Genomic DNA, 16,665 nt, shown 5'->3' with positions numbered 1-16,665 from the left:
TGAATGGGTGGCGTCCTTCAACAGGCAGTCCGCGATGTGAGGACGAAGGGATCGTCCTCCTGCGGGCTGAATGCGCGACGTAAAGTCTTCAGTTTCCGGTGCTCTCCATCCGGCGTGCTTCCAGCACGCGCTCGAGCCAGCCGACCTCCATCTCGGGCACGGATTTGAGAAGCAGATCGGTATAGTCGTCGAAAGGAGGCGAAAGGACTTTCGACCTTGGACCGAAACGGACCAGGCGGCCGCGATGCATGACAGCGACGGAGTCGGCGATGGCGCGGACGATGGCGATATCATGGGTGATGAAGAGGTAGGAGACGGCTGTCTCTTTCTGAAGTCTCATCAGGAGTTCAAGAATGCCCTGCGCCACCAGCGGATCCAGCGCCGAGGTTGGCTCGTCGCAGAGGATAACCTCAGGTTGGGCCGCTAGAGCCCGGGCAATGACGACGCGCTGCTTTTGACCGCCTGATAGCTCAGCCGGGTAGCGATCGATGAAGCCGTTGCCCATTTCGATTTGATCGAGCAGTTCCTTGACGCGGGCGGTCTTCACAGCGCCCCGCAGGCCATAATAGAAGGTCAGAGGCCGACCGATGATGTCGCGCACCGTCTGACGCGGATTCATTGCCGTATCCGCCATCTGATAGATGAGCTGAATTCTCCGCAGGTCGTCTTTCGAACGATCCTTGAGTGCCGGCGTCAGTTCCTTCCGGTTGAACGAAATGCGGCCCTCGCTTGGCGGCAGAAGGCCGGTGATCACGCGCGCCAGCGTCGACTTGCCGGATCCGGACTCGCCGACGATCGCCAGGGTCTGGCCTTTCGGCAGATGCAAGGATACGTCGTGCAGAACTTCGAAACCATTGGGGTACCGGGCGCTGATCTTCTCCACCTTTAGGAGAGGGTCCGACTGATCGGCGGTCTCCTGGCGAATGGACTGTCGTACGTTCACCAGCGCACGGGTGTATTCCTCCCGCGGCATTTCGATGATTTGCCGGACGGAACCGCACTCCACGGTTCTGCCTCGACGCAGGACCATGATGTCGTCGGAGACCTGTGCGACGACCGCAAGGTCGTGGGTAATGTAGAGGGCCGCGGTACGGGTCTCTTCAATTGCGTGCTTGATCGCTGCCAGGACATCGATTTGCGTCGTCGCGTCCAGAGCCGTGGTGGGTTCGTCGAAAACGATCAGTTCTGGATTGGGGCAGAGGGCCATGGCTGTCATGGCACGCTGAAGCTGTCCGCCCGACACTTGGTGCGGAAAGCGCCGCCCGAAGGTCTCCGGCTCAGGCAGCCCAAGAATGCGGAACAGATAGACTGCCCGCTTCTCCGCTTCCGCCCGGCTCATGATACGGTGGCGAAGCGATGCTTCTATCACCTGTTCACCGAGGCGGTGGGCTGGATTGAAGGCCGCTGCCGCAGATTGCGCGACATAACATACCCTGGCGCCCCGAATGCCACGTATCTCTTTAGGCCCCAGCGTGAGAATATCCTGGCCATTGAGGCCGATTTGTCCCCCGGCGATACGCGCGCCGCCGCGTCCATAGGCAAGAGCCGCAAGCCCGATGGTGGATTTGCCCGCTCCGGACTCGCCGATCAGGCCAAGGACCTTTCCTTTGGTGAGGTCAAACGAAACGTTGTCGACCAGCGTCACGGTCCTGGGCGGCTCACCCGGCGGGTAGGCGGTCGCCTCGATCTTCAGATTACGTACAGACAGAAGATCAGGCATCGCCGCGCCCTCCCTTGAGTGAGGATGTCCGTTTCGTCAGCCAGTCGACAACGAGATTGATGCAGACGGCCAGAAGGGCGATGGCCGCGCCGGGAATGAGTGACGCGGATACTCCGAAGATGATGCCGTCCTTATTGTCCTTCACCATGCCGCCCCAATCGGCCGTTGGAGGCTGAATGCCGAGGCCCAGGAAGGAGAGAGTGGAGAGAAACAGGATTGCGAAAGCGAAGCGCAGCCCGAATTCGGCCAAGAGAGGCGATAAGGTGTTGGGCAGGATCTCCCGGAAGATGATCCACAGCTTCCCTTCACCGCGCAGCCGCGCTGCTTCGACGAACTCCATCACCGCGACATCCAGAGCCACTGCCCGGCCGATGCGGAAGACGCGGGTGGAGTCGAGAATCGCCATGACGAGGACGAGGATCCATGTCTCCTGCGGCAGGACTGCCAGCACGACGAGTGCAAAGATCAGAGTGGGAATAGCCATCATCAGATCGTTGAAGCGCGAGAACGCCTGATCCACGATGCCGCCCCTGACAACGGCCATGAAGCTGAGGAACATGCCGATGGCGAAGGAGAGAACGGTTGCTGCCAGCGACACGAGAATTGTGGTGCGGGCGCCATAGATCAGGCGTGATAGGAGGTCGCGGCCGAGATTGTCCGTGCCGAGCAGGAAATCGCCTCCCAGGGGGGCCCAGATGTCACCGACGACATCGCCTTCTCCATGGGGCGCGACCCAGGGAGCGAACGCCGCGCAGACCAGTGCAACCGCAAGGCCTGCCATGCCGATCCACGCACTCAAGGGAATAGTTCTCAGATTCATCGCGGATGTCTCAGGCGCGGATTCGCAATGATCGCGAGAATATCAGCGATCATGTTGAGGAAGATGTAGAAGGCTGCAAAGATGAAGCCGCAGGCTTGGACGACCGGCATGTCGCGCACCGAAACTGCGTCGACCATGTACTGGCCTATGCCCGGGTACACAAAGACCACCTCAACGACCACCACGCCGACTACAAGATAGGCAAGGTTGAGGGCGACGACATTGATGACCGGAGCCAACGCGTTGGGAGCGGCATGTCTGGCGATAATACGCAGCCCGCCAAGGCCTTTAAGTTCCGCCGTTTCCACGTAGGCTGAGGACATGACGTTGATGATCGCGGCACGGGTCATGCGCATCATATGAGCGATCACGACGAGGACCAGCGTGGCGGTCGGCAACGCGATTGCCGACAATCGGTCGAGAAAGGGCATACCGTCATAGACGGTCGCCGGAAAGGTGGCGATTCCAGTGTTTACCGCGAACCACACGATCAGCAGGTAACCTACGAAGAATTCCGGCAGCGAGATGGCGGCCAAGGATACGATGTTGATGATCCGGTCCGGCAGACGGTTGCGGAACAACACGGCCAACATGCCAAGGCCGACCGCGAGCGGTACGGAGATAATGGCGGCGAAAAAGGCGAGGAAGAGCGAGTTTCCGAGCCTCCCGCCGATCTGCTCGCTCACAGAATTACGATTAGCCCAGGATGTGCCAAAATCTCCGGTGAGCGCGCCACCGAGCCACTCGACATAACGCGTGACGACCGGTTTGTTGAGCCCCAGCTCCGTGCGGATGTTGGCAACAGCTTGCGGCGTCGCCGATTGGCCCAGATATGTGGTGGCAAAATCGCCAGGCAGAGCCTCAATCCCGCCGAAGATGACGATCGAAACCGCAAACAGCAGGACGACGCTGAGAAGCAGCCGCTGAATGATCATGGACAGCAGCGGAAAACGCTGTCGCAGCGTCCGGCCGGACATGAATCCGGCCTTGGATGAATGGATCATGGAATAATCCCATGGCAATTCATGTCAGGACCACGACTATGTCGTGGTCCTGACCGATTATGCAGGTCGTTGCGAAGGATCAGGCGTCTATCCAGACGCGGCTGGCGACATAGCCATTGGAGCTGTCGTTGCCGATGTCGTGCACGAAACCCTTCAGCGACTTTGTCGAGGCGGCCAGATAGTCATTGAAGACCGGCAGGATCAGACCACCCTCATCGCGCACGATGACGGCGATCTGTCTGTAGAGTTCCTTGCGCTTGGCCTCGTCCAGCTCGGAGCGAGCCTGGAGCACCAGCTTGTCGAAATCCGGCCGCTTGAACCTCGTGTCGTTCCATTCGGCGTTCGAGACATAGGATGTCGCATAGCGCAGATCCTGCGTCGCCCGACCGCCCCAGTAAGAGGCACAGAAGGGTTGCACGTTCCAGACATTCGACCAGTAGCCGTCGTCAGGCTCCCGCTTCACGTCGATTTGGATGCCGGCTTTTTTCGCGCTCTGCTGGAAGAGGACGGCTGCATCAACCGCGCCGGAAAACGCCGTGTCGGCCGTGCGTAGCACCAAGGCACCGGTATGGCCTGACTTCTTGTAATGGAAGGCAGCCTTGTCGGGATCATACATACGCTGCTCGATGCCTTCGGGAGCCAGCGCGTAGCTCGTGTTGATCGGGTAGTCGTTGCCGATCCTGCCGTATCCGCCGATGACTTGTTTCAGCATAGCTTCTCGGTCGATTGCGTATTTCAGCGCCAATCTCAGATCGTTGTTGTCGAAGGGCGCCGTGTCGCAGTGCATCAGGAAGCTGTAGAAGCCTTTGCCCGGAGAGTTGAGAATTTCCACGTTCCGGGCGCGCTTCAGCAATCCGACGGTCTTGGCGTCGACGGAGTTGATGTAATGAACCTGGCCTGACGACAAAGCTGCGACGCGCGCCGTCGCATCGTTCATGACGATGATTTCAACGGTATCAGCATGACCGCGGTCGGAGTGCCAGTCGTCCCGGTTCTTCTCGAATGTGATGCGGACGCCCGGTTGGAAGTTCGTCAGCTTGTAGGGGCCTGTGCCGATCGGGGCAGAAGGATTGTCGAGGCCGCCATTCGGCTGAACGAGGAGATGATAGTCGCTGAGGGTCAGCGGCAGGTCTGCGTTACCTTCACTCAGGGTGATGACGAGGTCGCCGCCCTTGCTTTCGATGCTCTTGATCGAGCGCAAGAGGCCGAGGGCCCCGGATTTCGACGTTTCGTCCGAGTGACGTTTCAGTGTTGCGACGGCGTCTTCGACCTTCATTATTCGGCCGTCGTGAAACTTCACGTCCTTACGAAGTTTGAAGGTCCACACTGCCGCATCCGGCGAGGCTTCCCACGACTCGGCGAGGCCGGGCATCGGTGCGCCGGTGGTCGGATGCGTCTCCACCAGCGTGTCGCCCCAGCAACGGCCGGTAATGAACATGACTGAGGTGCTGTAGGCCGCGGGATCGAGGGAATCGGTCGAAGCGCCACCCTTGAGACCGAGTTTCAGGTGGCCGCCTTTCTTAGGCTGCTGGGCATTCGCGGAGGAGGCGAGCAGCGAGTTGGCCGTAGCCAGGGTCATCCCGGCAACCATGGCGCGGCCCAGAAACTCACGCCGGTTCATCCCGCCGAGCAGCATGCGCGCTCCGAGTTCCCTTATATCATCGGTCATTTTTCTCGTTCCCTGTGCTTAATCGATCTTGAGATGTTCTTTTTGACCTTCTCACAGTCCGGTTGATGACTGCGGGGCCTCCGGGACGGAGGTTAAGGCAAGGATTTTCAACCATTGTCATGAATTTGTCGCATATCCCTATGCGGCATTTTCGTTCCTGCCGTGTGCTCACTTGCTCATAGACACTCTGCTTCACACGAAGTGGAGAGCATCCATGAGCACTGCAGATTTCGTCGGATTGATAGGGGTTGCGGCCTATCTACTGGCCTATGGGCTTCTGCAGATGGGCATGCTGAAGATTGAAGATACCCGCTATGCCGCATTGAATGCTGTCGGGGGACTGGCGATCATTTACTCGCTGCTGTTCAATTTCAATTTGTCATCGTTCATCACGCAGGTGCTTTGGCTTGTTTTTACGATCGTCGGGTATGCACGCTCACGGAGCCGGCGAACACAGCCTAACTGAGTCTTCTTAAGACACGTCTCCTTCATTGCTGGAGATCAGCCAATCAGCGACTTCGCGCGCAATACGTCGCTGGTGGCGATCTGCGGGTCTGAGAAGATAAAAGCATCCTTCCGAGGCCAGAGTGTAGTCGTGGGCGGGAACGAGCTTTCCGCTGTTCAAATGCTCACGGATCAGCCAAGTCCATCCCAGTGTAATCCCGAGTCCGCCGACAGCCGCCTCGACAGCCAGTTGATAGCCTCCCAGTTTCCAGAACCGCGTGGCGGTTGGAAGGTTGGCTTGAGCGGCCATTATCCAGTCGGGCCAATCGAGCCACTCTCGGAGAGGGTCCTCAATAGACAGGAGAATCGGATCCAAGGTGTCTCCGAGCCTTGGTGCCCCAGGACTGCAAACGGGTATGATCTCCTCACGCCCCAGGATTGTAGCGGCAACGCCAACCGGTTTCTCCCGCCGATAGAACACGGCAAGATCGAACTCGTCCAGCCGAAGATGCAGAACATCATCCGTGACCCGCAGGCGCAGCTCGAGGCTGGGAATAGCAGCCTCCATTCGGCCCAGTCGCGGCATGATCCAGAGATCCGCGATCGCCCGGGAGCAGGCGATCGTAACTTGGCGCGGACCAGTCCAGGCCCGGACACCATCCGTCACCCCCAGGATGTCGTTGAGGATTCGCCCGACCTCTGCGGAATAGGTTTGCCCGGTCGGTGTAAGGAGTACGCCGGAGGTTGTGCGCGTGAACAGCTTGGAGCCGAGAAAAGCCTCAAGCTTGTTGACCTGCCGACTTATGGCGCTCTGCGTCAGTCCAAGTTCAAGACCCGCCCGGGAAAAGTTCCCCAGGCGGGCGGCTGCCTCGAAGATGACGAGTGCATCCAATGGTGGCAGCTCTCTCCCTCGCAACATTATTTAGTAACTCCTGGTGAATTCCAACTTTCACGCAATAAAGCGATAATGGTTGCGCTAGCAACGCTTACCAGGAATGCCGCCTATGACATTGTGGCTTATTCCGATCGCAATCAAAAAATTTAAGTTGTTCAGGCAAAGGGCCTGCATCGGGCACGACGCGGAAGTCGGCCGACAGACCAGCATCACTGAAGTTCCCGAGCTTCGCACCTATCGTACATGGTGATCGGCGATGGGATCGCGATGGTCGAGCCTGAAAACCGCCGGGTGCTCGAAGTCACCGAATAAGTCTGCTCCGACACGGAACCCATAGGATCCTCCATGTCCAATCCTAGTTCGGCGGGGTGCTCCAACGCACCCCGCCGATTGCTCTGGGAGATGCTCCACAAAGATGATGTGACAGACCCATGCTGCGATTCCAGAGTAATGTCAGCTGGCGAGTTGGTGCCATGAAGCAGTGTATTCGCAAATGTCATCACTGGAAGCAGTATGCGGCCTTAATGTTGAATAAATGAGCTGTTAATCCAGTGTTCATACTCGTGGCTTCTGCATAAACGGTATGTGAATTGTATATTTGATTTGAAACTACTTCGCGCGAGTCGAGTTGAGTGAGCAGCGGGCAGAGAGCCCGAATCTAAAATTCAGGAGTTATCCATGTCGAAGAAGTTCCTTCTTGCTGGTGTTGTCCTCGCATCGCTCGCCCCTGCGGCTGCTTTCGCGCAGTCCGGCGCCGCGACCGGGGCTGCTGCCGGCGCAGTCGGCGGTGCGGTCGTCGGCGGTCCGGTCGGTGCCGCCGTGGGTGGCGTCACGGGCGCCATCGCGGGCGGTATTGCTGATCAGCAGCAGCCGGAGTTCCGCCAGTATGTGACGACCCAGAAGGTGCCGTCCTATACCTACAAGGAAGAGGTGCGTGTGGGCGCGGTTCTGCCGGAATCCGGCGTGACCTATCACGAGGTGCCAGCCCAGTATAAGGTGAAGGGCTATAAGTACACGGTGGTGAATAACACCCCCGTGCTGGTCGAGCCGGGCAGCCGCAAGATCGTGCAGGTTATTCGCTAAGCGACATTCCGGAAAATTGAAGGGGCGGTCCTGCGGCCGCCCCTCATGTAGAGAACCGGAATCGTGCCGGCAGGTGGCCAAAAGGGATATCGGTCCTCGGGGTTAACCGACGGCTTGTGGTCTTCGGTGGAATAGGAAGAAGTCACCGTCCTTTGCGGATCTGTTCGCAGGGGTGTCAGCGTCAAACAGCGTCCTGATGTCCAGCGCACGGGCATATTCCCAGTCATCCGCCGTTAAGAACTCCGGAACCGGTCTGTCCTCTGGAACGGCACAATACAGGTCCACTTCATCCTTATGTCTGAACAGGTTGTAAATAAGCATGGGCCCCTCGAGTCCGTCGTGTCGTTGATATTCGTTTCACGCACTTGATACGCCAGAGTGACATCGAGCAATTGCTCGTCGTGTCGTCGTCACTGATCATTCGATCACCGCATCGGGCGGCAGGTGATACGCTGCCCAGATAGCGGCTTGAGCCCGATTGTGAACTCCGATCTTCCTGAGGATTGCCTTGACGTGGACCTTCACGGTCGCTTCGGCCAGATCAAGTCTGCGAGCAATGACTTTGTTGGGCGCTCCTTCTTTGAGCAGGCCCAACACCTCAAATTCTCGGTTGGACAAGGGCAAACGCGGAGCCGCGCCAATAGGTTTCTCACGGATGGATCCAGGCAGACAGTCCACGCTGGATACGCGTCCTTCTATGATCGCGAGAGCCAGCTCTGACGGAACCACAATCTCTCCAAGCATAACCAGCTCGATCGAACGGACCAGGACATCGCGGCTGCTGGTCGTGAGACAGAGCCCGTCTGCTCCGGCGTGCCGAGCGGAAATGACAGCATCGATATCAAATTGGCCGGCAAGAACGATCACTCGTGCCGCCGCATTCTGGGCCTTCAATTCTGCGATCAGTTCGAGGACTCCATGGGGACGGTAATTCTCATCCACGATGAAAAGATCTGCTGCCGTATCATCAGCGGCCGAGCGCTCCGAGGTGGTCTGAAGTGCAGAATTGGCCACAACGAAGCGTACGTCATCCAGGATCTGCTCTATTCCCGTACGGAGAAGGGGAGTGGCGTAAACATGCACTCTTGTCATGCATGATCTTGCCGTCTCCATGAGAAATTGTTGTTCCTGATTAGCTTGATCGAATAACATGAGTATCGTTCCGTTCTCAGGATGGAGATGGTGTATGCGTGATCCGGAACAGTCATCACTCGATGACGTAAACGATCTGACGTGAGGCCGCGTCGACGATCACACGGCGTCCATTGACAATCGTGTATCGGTAGGATTCGTGCCTCGGAACCACGTAGAGCACGGCTCCTTCGGGAGGCACATCGCCTATCTGAAGACGTGGAGTGTCCTGGCCTCTTGCGGAAGGTTCCGACCACGTCTGTGCTCTCCCGTCGGCAGACAGATGTGCCTTGGCTTTTCGGACGAAAGAGACGGCTCCGGTGAGGGTTCCAGTCTGTGCATTGGCCAGCTTGGAACCGGAGTTATCAGGAGTCTTTCTGGCCCCTTCGAAGGTCGCCATGGCACCCAGAGAGAACACGGCAAAGATCAGGATGAGCAGTATCCGCATCGTGGACCTCCTTCGCCTGCCTGAATGCAGAACGGATGGCGGCCCGACTTATTCCAGAAGCTGTGGTAATTTTCGAATTTGCGGACGATCGCCGTGCCTCATCTCTGAGGCTGAGCCTCGCTCAATGCCTTCATCTCAGCTGAACCAAGAAGCGGCTCGCCAGCGCCAGCGTTCTGAAGGTAGCTTGCCATGAGATCCGCTCCGCCACTTGGAACATAGGGATCGTTCGTTGGGGCCGACGCGGTTGCGAAGGTGATCACCCAATCGTGATCGCGACAGGCAACCGCATTGGAAGTTCCAGAGGGCATTTGGAGCTGGAATTCCCGACATAGGGGACCGTTCGCCATGCGGAATGTTGAGATCACCCGCATTCGTCCGAAGGGTAAATCCTGGTCCTGTCCTGAGGGGCTTTCGCTGAGGGTACGGTTGACTTCAGGAGCCGTGAGGTTTGCTATTGGGCCAGAGGATGAAGGCTGAAGTCCCTGTCGGCCAGCCAGATAGCCGCCTGTCGCGATTGCGAGCGCCGCGAGGCTGGCAGCCAGAGCCATCCCGAGGCGCCACCTTCCTGAGGAAGGCACGCTCTGCGAGGCTTGGCCTCCTCCAGATGAAGTCGGCTGAGTGGCGTGTCTCTCGAAACGATCGACCTGGGCCTGTACCGCGGCCCGCAGTTCAGGAGGAACGTCGGATGCCGTCTCGCTGGGGAATGCTGACCGGATGAGATGTCGACTGCGCAGGAACTCGGCAACCCGCTTGGCGACTGCCAAGTCGCTGGCCATAGCCTGCTCGACCGTGGCAGCGACCGGCTCATCGAGTTCCCCATCCGCGAAGGCCATGAGGATCTCATCGCTAAAGTGAAGTTGCGCCATCAGCATCTCTCCGCAGTCACGTCCGTCAGGCGGCAGCCGTCATTTCGACGAGCCTTTTACGGGCTCGTGCGAGACGGCTCATCACTGTTCCAATCGGAACACCCAAAACCTCGGCCGCTTCCCGGTAGGCGAGATCCTCGACGCAGACCAGCAGCAGCACCTCCCGCTGCTCCGGCGGCATCGTATCAATGATCTGCTGGACTTCTGCCAGCAGCAACCTGCTCAGGATCGGCTCTTCACCGGCATCTCCGACGATTTCCATCTGCGCTGCGACATCCTCTTTCATGCCCTCGGTCCTCAATCGTCTCAGGTGATCAATCCAATTGTTGCGCAGAATGCGGAATACCCATGCATCGAAGCGCGTCCCGGGTGCCCAGCTGTCCGCATTGGCCAGCGCCCGCTCGCAAGCGCTCTGCACGAGATCGTCTGCCAGGGACGGCGAACGGCAGAGCACCAAGGCGAAGCGCCTCAGCCGCGGCAGAAGCGCCACAAGTTCCTGTCCGATGGCTGCTGGCATTTCTGCTCCGCGCTGCCCCCTGCTCCTGAAAACGGATCTCGGCCCGCTTTATTCCCTCCATAATTTGCATGATTATAGACAGGTCTGTTTGATCCGGGACACTACCGGATACAAAGTCGGACTTTATCGTTATCGTTAGCGCTCTGCGCTGGCGTAACCTCACCAGGGATGTCCCGCTCTGAAATCAGAGCGGGAGGTTTCGGATATCTGCCGAGTATTTCGTAACAGAGTACCGCATGCTGTCCGGTTCATACGGGTTCTTCAGGTCCCGCGTACCGGAAGAGAGCCATGAGGAACCTTAATGGCACGTTGGTGGCGATATCTCGTGATGGTAGCCGGAGGTGTAGCTGTTGCGGCACCCGTTCAATTCCGCTTCGATCATGGTTCACGTGCTGACCTCCAACTTACCCCATCGACAGCCATCGCTAAGCCAGGTGGTGGAAACGGAAACGCTGGTGGAAAAGGCAATTCTGGAAATGGGAACGGAGGCGGCAATGGGGGGGGCCACAATGGTGGCGCCCAAGGAAATGCCGGAGGCAGCAGCGGAAACGCTGGTGGTTCCGGAAACGGGAACTCCGGAAAAGGGAATTCGGGTGCGAGCAACGGAGCTGGTGGGACGAGCAGCGGCGCGAGTAACGGTGGAAGAAGTTCCTCTAGTGGCAGCAGTGCCGGGCAGGGCAGCAGGAGCGGCAATCAGAGTACCGGGAGCGGTCCGGCAGGGGAGGCGCCGGGGCACTCTTTGAACGCATCGAACTCGACGGGCAAGAAAGCGGCTGGATTCGCTAAGGAGCCGAAATCTTGGAAAGGCGGGACGATGAGAAAGATTCATCTTGGAGCCGTGCCAAGTGCCAAGCCTTCGGTTCCAGGCCGGAGCGTCGCAGCCGGTAAGAGGAACAAGGAATCTAAGGAGACCAGGAGAGGACAAATCGCGAAGGGCAGCATTACGCGTGACAATGGAAAGACTGCCCCTGACTTGGTCGCTCGAGACACGCCGGAGTCAGTCAAGGGCTCTCGTGCAGTTCGATCCGCTCAGCCATCCGCGGCCGAACGTGCCGCCTCCACAATCACGAACGATCGCCCAGAGTTGATTGGTTCGCCATCCAAGCCCCGGCAGGCGCCGAACTCAATTGTCGTCTCCGGCCTCTCTGAACAGGAATTGGCTAGGCTGGCGGCATCAGGCCTGCAGGTCAGGTCTCAGACGCGCGGCCTCATCGCTCCGCGTATCGTTCGGCTGGGCGTTCCTGCGGGCATGTCCATCGTAGAGGCCGAGCGGGCCGTGCGGAGGGTCAACTTCAAGGCATCTACCGATGCGGACTCCTACTATTATACGGATGGAGATTCCGAATGTGCCGCCCCTGGTTGTGAAGCTTCCGCACTCGTAGGCTGGAAGCCAATAGCGGTTGATGCCTGCGAGGCGCCGCCGCTCATCGGTCTCATCGACACCGGCATTGATCTTGAGCATGAGGCCCTCAAGGGCCAGTCGATCGAATTGTTGAACATCTCCAAGGAACCCGGGAGCAGTTCCTCTCTTGATCATGGCACTGCTATCGCCGCGCTCCTCGTCGGACGGCCGGGGAGCATGACGCCTGGGCTGATTCCGCGGGCGAACCTCATCGCCGTTGATGCCTTTTCCAAGGGAGACGGTACGGCTGACAGGTCCGACGTCGTGTCCCTTGTCAGCGCCCTGGAGGCTCTCGCCGATCGTGGCGTGAAGGTCGTCAACCTCAGCCTGTCAGGGCCACCGAACAAGGTTCTCGAGGCAGCGATAGAGGCCGCCCATGCACAGGGAATCGTCCTTGTAGCGGCAGTCGGAAACAACGGAGCCGGAGCCGAGCCATCCTATCCGGCGGCCTATTCCGGCGTCATTGGCGTGACAGCAGTGGATCGCCAGCTCAACGTCTATCGGCGTGCAACCCGCGGTTCATATGTTGCTTTCGCGGCTCCGGGTGTCGAGATCCGGACGGCTCAATCGAAGGGAGGAAGCGCGGTAAGGAGCGGAACGTCCTTTGCCGTACCCTTCGTGTCAGCCGCCATGGCGATGATGCTGGCCAATAACGCGGAGATAGATGCTGAGAGACTAGAGAAACACTTGCAAGACACCACGCGGGATCTCGGCGCGCCTGGTCGGGACACCACGTTCGGATACGGTCTCGTGCAGATGACCAACTTGTGCTCTGCGCCGAAAACAACGCCCGTTCCCATAGTCGGCCATGTTTCCTCCGTTGCACCTCCTCGACGCGAAGGGCATCAAACACCATGACGAGGGCAGATTCCGGTCTGATGCACCAAATCTGATCTAGCTGGGAACGGCCATACGCCTCAGCGGCGGTACTGCGAACCGTTCAATGGCTGAAGTCTTCTTACTGCTTCCACACGCAGGGTGTAAGCGACAACTTGGTCATGACTACCAAGCGCGCCCTTCTTCATTCGTCCTCTTGTTGGATGCCGTTGCAGCCCGGAAGACGCTTATCTCCGAGATGAAGCAGGCTTATGCAAATTATGCGGCCTTTTGCTCGCGGAAATGCGTGCGAGTTTTCAGCTTTCGAACCATGCCCCGAAGATGGACTCTTACTCAGCCATCCTGTGCCTTCTTGATCAAAGACTTCTTAGCGTGTGGGGCCGTCATGTGATTAGTTTGTGTTGTGAACTGGGCCTCCTAATCCCGCCACGCTGATGTTCCCAGGCGCACCTATGCCGGCTCATCCCTAGCGGAAGCAGCTACCACCACTTGGGGAGTGGACATCTGCTGAATGACCTGGATCACCGTTGCAGGAAGATAGGGCTTGGACACAAACGCCACTCGATCTGACAGATCGTCCGGACCGGGCCGTTCTCGTCCAGAGGAGAGGACTACTCCCACGCCAGGCCAGCGCTCCTGGATCAGTTTAGCCAATTCAAGGCCGTTCATCGAGCCAGGCATCTCAATATCAGTGATCACTGCCTGTATGTCGGGCCGAGCCTGAAGGAGGGCCATGGCTTCATCGGCACTAACGGCCTCGAAGACCTTGAACCCGGCCTCGTCAAGAAAGTCGGTCAGAAACATGCGCACGAGGGTTTCATCCTCGACAACGAGGACCACCATGCGGGACGCCGAACTGGACATAGGATTATGCTCGACAGAAGGACTAAGAGGCCTAATAAGAACCAGAGATGGAGCAGCTTTGTTCCTGCTGCCCTGGACTGACTGGCACAGGTTCGCGCCGCTCGCCACGGCCTCGCCTAGGGCCCTTTCCGTAAAACAGTCTTCAACGGAATATGACACGCGATCCGGAGTGTCTCCAATCGGCACAATGCGGAAGTCGACCGGCTGTCTGCTTGAGAACGCAACACCGGACGTTACCGAAGGGAGGGAACACTCCTGGTTTGACCCTGAGCCGACCTTCCAGTGCCAAGATCCTGGGGCACCTGCCACAGCGGACTTTGTCTGAGATTCTCTCCGAGGCGCTTCACTGGAACTCACCGACTTTTGGCTCTGTCGATGAATGACTCTTTTGGACGACGCCCGTAGCGTGGGATTGATCTTCAGTGGTCCGGTGCTCAATCTGCGCCATCAATGCATCGGCCATCTCTTGGAGGCGTCGACGGTCCTGTTCCGGGAATTCGCGCGGCTGGGTGTCGATCACGCAGAGAGAACCGATGACGACCCCGTCAGAGGTCCGCAGCGGGGCGCCGGCATAAAAACGAATTCCCTTCTCGAGCACGAGCGGATCATCGGCGAAGCGCGCATCCTTGGTCACGTCCTCGGAGACCAGAACCTCGTTCGCAGCAACCACGTGTGCGTCGAGCGCCTCCTCATGAGAAGCCTGCTGGATCGTCTGAATGCCCTGGGATGACTCCGGTGTATCGGTCCGGGGCTGATGCACCTCGTCAACGAGGGATACCAGAGCGATCGGAGCATCGAATGCCTGCGCGACTTTCCTGGACACCTCATCGAATTGCCGGCTCCTCGCGGAGGCTAGGCCGAGGTCGTGGAGTGCAGTGAGCTGCGCCTGCTCAGTGTCGGGAAGGAGCGGGGGCGTTGATTTGAGCGACGTCGGGCGTGATAGCCATGCATTGACCTGGTCAATACAGGCCTCCAGCGAGGCGAACACAGCATCGGCCGCCATCTGCTTTTTTAGATCCTCCATCTGTCCTGTCCCCGGCGCCAGGTTCCAGCAGCACACGACGAGCTTCACGTGAGGTGCCCTGCGGCGCAGGCGACGGCAGATGTAGCGGGCATAGACCTGTGGCTGCGGGTGAAGATAGGACAGGCACACCACCTCCACGCCTTGGAGATCGAGTTGGCCCAAGGCGCCCTGGCTGACGGCGATCGGCGGGACGACTCGAGCGCCGATTCCGCGTTCGTCCAGCACCTGCGCCATCATCTCAGCCGTGGCGCGATCCAGCTCGGTGCGGCCCGCCACGCAGAGCACGGGCGAGGGCCGCGCCTCATTGGCAGATGCGAGGCGACCTTCGCCTGTTTGTTCGCTTTGCTCGTGGGTGGAAGCAGCCTTTTCCCGGACGTGGTCTTCGATCTCCCGCACGACACAGATCGCCGTATCAGCCACGAGGCGCCGGTAGTTGGTGTCCGTGGTGCTACGCTGGCGGTCGTTTTCTGCGAGACGAAGGGCGGGGATGGCCACCTTGTCGTAAAACTCGCGCGACGAACATTCGTCGACATAGTCCTCGGCGATTTCCACTGCCTCCTCCAGGTTGCCGGCCAGTAGGCGCTGATAGAGCCGCTCCTCTGGCGCGAGCACCGGATCACTGCCCAGGAGCACGCCCAAAAATTCCAGTTGCGGGACATAGCGGCCGATGACGACAAGGCACACCGTCAGGGGCGTCGCCAGAAACAGGCCGACCGGGCCCCATAATGTGGTCCAGAAGATTGCAGCCATGATGATGGCCAGGGAGGATAGGCCCGTGCTGGAGCCGTAGAGCCATGGCTCGATGACGTTGTTGCTAACGAGCTCGGCGATGAGGAACAGTCCCACGACCCAGAACAGCATGGTCCAGCCGGGATCGACCGCGACCGCCAAGGCGATGGGGAAGAGGGCGGCCAAGAAAGGGCCGAGATAGGGGATGAAGCGGAGGACTGCGGCCAGCAATCCCCAGAGCACCGCGTTGGGCACGCCGATGAAGTAGAGCGCGATCCCGATCGGGATGCCGTAGGTCAGGTTGACGACGAGCTGCATCAGCAGGTAGCGGCTGACCCGGGCGGCGGCATCGTTGATAGCCTGCGTGCTCTTCTGGAGATCGCCTGCCCCGGCAAGCTTGATGAAGCGGTCGCGGAGGTCCTCTCGCTCGAGCAGCACGAAGATCACGAAGATCACGACGAGGCCGGCCGTGGCGAGCGGCGCGAGCAGCGGACCGACGACGGTCTGGATAATCTCAAGCGGATTGGCCCGCGGAGCTTCGAGCCGGACGGTGACTGGCTCGTGCGAAGATCCTGCCCCGAGGCGAGGCTGCGGCGTCTCGGGCTTCTTTTCCTCGCCTGAGAGTTCCTTGCCGAGATCCTCGATGGTGGTCGTGACCTTCTCGACGATGCTGCCTCCAGGCGCAGACTGCTGCAAGGACCGGATCTTCTGCGTGATGGTGGTCTGATAAGTCGGAAGGTTGTTCGCGAGTTGGACGAGCTGACGCCCGACCACGAAGGCGATGCCGCCTATGAGAATGAAAGTGAGAGTTACGACAACGAGTACTGCGGCAATCCGGGGCAGCCTGATCCGTCGGAGCCAGTTCACCAGAGGGGTGAGTGCGAAGCTCAGGAGAATGGCCAGAGCAAAGGGAATGAATATGTCCCGGCCGAAATAGAGGCCTCCGATCGCAAGGACGATGCCGCCGGCAGTCAGAAGCGGAGAGCTTACGGACGTTGCGGCCGGCGGGGACGGGAGCGGAGCCGGGTCGGCCATGATGTAACACCTTCCGGTCGAGTCAACCGAAGGACAACTCGGCATAAACCCGTTAGATCCGGTTGCGCCGAGCGGGCATTGTCTCGGATTGACGCTCGCTCGCAAGACGGACTGCTGGGGTGAAAACCCGCTCGCGACAGAGCTCTATGGTTTGCCTTTGAGCAAGTGAGAGATGTT

14 protein-coding genes are annotated in these 16,665 nt (G+C 59.1%); 3 read left to right on the top strand and 11 right to left on the bottom strand.

Annotation, left to right across the window (positions count from 1 at the left end; translation table 11 throughout):
* Positions 1-88: 88 nt before the first annotated feature.
* The 4 genes from AA309_RS08165 to AA309_RS08150 form a co-directional block, all read right to left on the bottom strand.
* Positions 89-1,720 (bottom strand): ABC transporter ATP-binding protein, encoded by a 1,632-nt coding sequence (locus AA309_RS08165; RefSeq protein ID WP_047188506.1) that lies wholly within the window; start codon positions 1,718-1,720, stop codon positions 89-91.
* A complete protein-coding gene (locus AA309_RS08160) occupies positions 1,713-2,540 on the bottom strand; it encodes an ABC transporter permease (protein ID WP_047188505.1) in 828 nt (275 codons plus the stop codon). Before AA309_RS08160 ends, AA309_RS08165 begins: the two co-directional genes overlap by 8 nt.
* Positions 2,537-3,544 carry an ABC transporter permease gene (locus AA309_RS08155; RefSeq protein WP_047188504.1) on the bottom strand — a complete coding sequence of 336 codons (1,008 nt, stop codon included), beginning with the start codon at positions 3,542-3,544 and terminating at the stop codon, positions 2,537-2,539. Before AA309_RS08155 ends, AA309_RS08160 begins: the two co-directional genes overlap by 4 nt.
* Positions 3,545-3,623: 79 nt before the next feature.
* A complete protein-coding gene (locus tag AA309_RS08150) occupies positions 3,624-5,213 on the bottom strand; it encodes an ABC transporter substrate-binding protein (RefSeq protein WP_047188503.1) in 1,590 nt (529 codons plus the stop codon).
* 214 nt (positions 5,214-5,427) lie between these two features.
* On the opposite strand from AA309_RS08150, the gene AA309_RS08145 reads away from it, so the two are divergent.
* Positions 5,428-5,679, top strand: coding sequence for a CBU_0592 family membrane protein (locus AA309_RS08145; RefSeq protein ID WP_047188502.1), 252 nt, complete (start codon positions 5,428-5,430; stop codon positions 5,677-5,679).
* A gap of 6 nt (positions 5,680-5,685) precedes the next feature.
* On the opposite strand, the gene AA309_RS08140 is transcribed toward AA309_RS08145, so the two are convergent.
* On the bottom strand, positions 5,686-6,549 hold the full coding sequence (locus AA309_RS08140) for a LysR substrate-binding domain-containing protein (protein ID WP_244470294.1): 864 nt from the start codon (positions 6,547-6,549) through the stop codon (positions 5,686-5,688).
* Positions 6,550-7,230: 681 nt separating this feature from the next.
* Here AA309_RS08140 and AA309_RS08135 point away from each other — a divergent pair.
* On the top strand, positions 7,231-7,635 hold the full coding sequence (locus tag AA309_RS08135) for a DUF1236 domain-containing protein (protein WP_047188500.1): 405 nt from the start codon (positions 7,231-7,233) through the stop codon (positions 7,633-7,635).
* A gap of 417 nt (positions 7,636-8,052) precedes the next feature.
* On the opposite strand, the gene AA309_RS31780 is transcribed toward AA309_RS08135, so the two are convergent.
* The 4 genes from AA309_RS31780 to AA309_RS08110 all read right to left on the bottom strand — a co-directional run bounded on the left by AA309_RS31780 (position 8,053) and on the right by AA309_RS08110 (position 10,597).
* A complete protein-coding gene (locus AA309_RS31780) occupies positions 8,053-8,787 on the bottom strand; it encodes a LuxR C-terminal-related transcriptional regulator (RefSeq protein ID WP_084730976.1) in 735 nt (244 codons plus the stop codon).
* A gap of 55 nt (positions 8,788-8,842) precedes the next feature.
* Positions 8,843-9,214, bottom strand: a complete 372-nt coding sequence (locus AA309_RS31775) for a DUF1236 domain-containing protein (RefSeq protein ID WP_052954544.1) — start codon at positions 9,212-9,214, stop codon at positions 8,843-8,845.
* 98 nt (positions 9,215-9,312) lie between these two features.
* Complete coding sequence (locus AA309_RS08115; protein WP_150117437.1) at positions 9,313-10,080, bottom strand: anti-sigma factor family protein; 768 nt, start codon at positions 10,078-10,080, stop codon at positions 9,313-9,315.
* Between the two features lie 25 nt (positions 10,081-10,105).
* Positions 10,106-10,597, bottom strand: a complete 492-nt coding sequence (locus tag AA309_RS08110) for an RNA polymerase sigma factor (protein WP_047188497.1) — start codon at positions 10,595-10,597, stop codon at positions 10,106-10,108.
* Between the two features lie 1,249 nt (positions 10,598-11,846).
* Between AA309_RS08110 and AA309_RS35100 the strand changes: the two genes are divergently transcribed.
* The gene (locus AA309_RS35100) at positions 11,847-12,857 is read left to right on the top strand and encodes a S8 family serine peptidase (RefSeq protein WP_160310417.1); all 1,011 of its coding nucleotides are present in this window, start codon (positions 11,847-11,849) and stop codon (positions 12,855-12,857) included.
* A 429-nt stretch (positions 12,858-13,286) separates the two neighbouring features.
* Here AA309_RS35100 and AA309_RS08100 read toward each other — a convergent pair whose 3' ends face one another.
* Together AA309_RS08100 and AA309_RS08095 are read right to left on the bottom strand one after the other, a co-directional pair.
* Positions 13,287-13,679, bottom strand: a complete 393-nt coding sequence (locus AA309_RS08100; protein ID WP_084730988.1) for a response regulator — start codon at positions 13,677-13,679, stop codon at positions 13,287-13,289.
* A gap of 364 nt (positions 13,680-14,043) precedes the next feature.
* Entirely contained in the window at positions 14,044-16,488 is a 2,445-nt protein-coding gene (locus tag AA309_RS08095; protein ID WP_047188495.1) for an AI-2E family transporter, read from the bottom strand.
* Positions 16,489-16,665: the final 177 nt, after the last annotated feature.

This window comes from Microvirga vignae (assembly GCF_001017175.1).
GTDB lineage: Bacteria > Pseudomonadota > Alphaproteobacteria > Rhizobiales > Beijerinckiaceae > Microvirga > Microvirga vignae.
This window is presented reverse-complemented; position numbering and strand designations above follow the sequence as displayed.

Coding starts and splice junctions, on each gene's coding strand:
- AA309_RS08165 (WP_047188506.1), bottom strand. CDS start 1,720: ATGCCTGATCTTCTGTCTGTACGTAATCTGAAGATCGAGGCGACCGCC.
- AA309_RS08160 (WP_047188505.1), bottom strand. CDS start 2,540: ATGAATCTGAGAACTATTCCCTTGAGTGCGTGGATCGGCATGGCAGGC.
- AA309_RS08155 (WP_047188504.1), bottom strand. CDS start 3,544: ATGATCCATTCATCCAAGGCCGGATTCATGTCCGGCCGGACGCTGCGA.
- AA309_RS08150 (WP_047188503.1), bottom strand. CDS start 5,213: ATGACCGATGATATAAGGGAACTCGGAGCGCGCATGCTGCTCGGCGGG.
- AA309_RS08145 (WP_047188502.1), top strand. CDS start 5,428: ATGAGCACTGCAGATTTCGTCGGATTGATAGGGGTTGCGGCCTATCTA.
- AA309_RS08135 (WP_047188500.1), top strand. CDS start 7,231: ATGTCGAAGAAGTTCCTTCTTGCTGGTGTTGTCCTCGCATCGCTCGCC.
- AA309_RS31780 (WP_084730976.1), bottom strand. CDS start 8,787: ATGTTATTCGATCAAGCTAATCAGGAACAACAATTTCTCATGGAGACG.
- AA309_RS31775 (WP_052954544.1), bottom strand. CDS start 9,214: ATGCGGATACTGCTCATCCTGATCTTTGCCGTGTTCTCTCTGGGTGCC.
- AA309_RS08115 (WP_150117437.1), bottom strand. CDS start 10,080: ATGGCGCAACTTCACTTTAGCGATGAGATCCTCATGGCCTTCGCGGAT.
- AA309_RS08110 (WP_047188497.1), bottom strand. CDS start 10,597: ATGCCAGCAGCCATCGGACAGGAACTTGTGGCGCTTCTGCCGCGGCTG.
- AA309_RS35100 (WP_160310417.1), top strand. CDS start 11,847: ATGTCCATCGTAGAGGCCGAGCGGGCCGTGCGGAGGGTCAACTTCAAG.
- AA309_RS08100 (WP_084730988.1), bottom strand. CDS start 13,679: ATGGTGGTCCTCGTTGTCGAGGATGAAACCCTCGTGCGCATGTTTCTG.
- AA309_RS08095 (WP_047188495.1), bottom strand. CDS start 16,488: ATGGCCGACCCGGCTCCGCTCCCGTCCCCGCCGGCCGCAACGTCCGTA.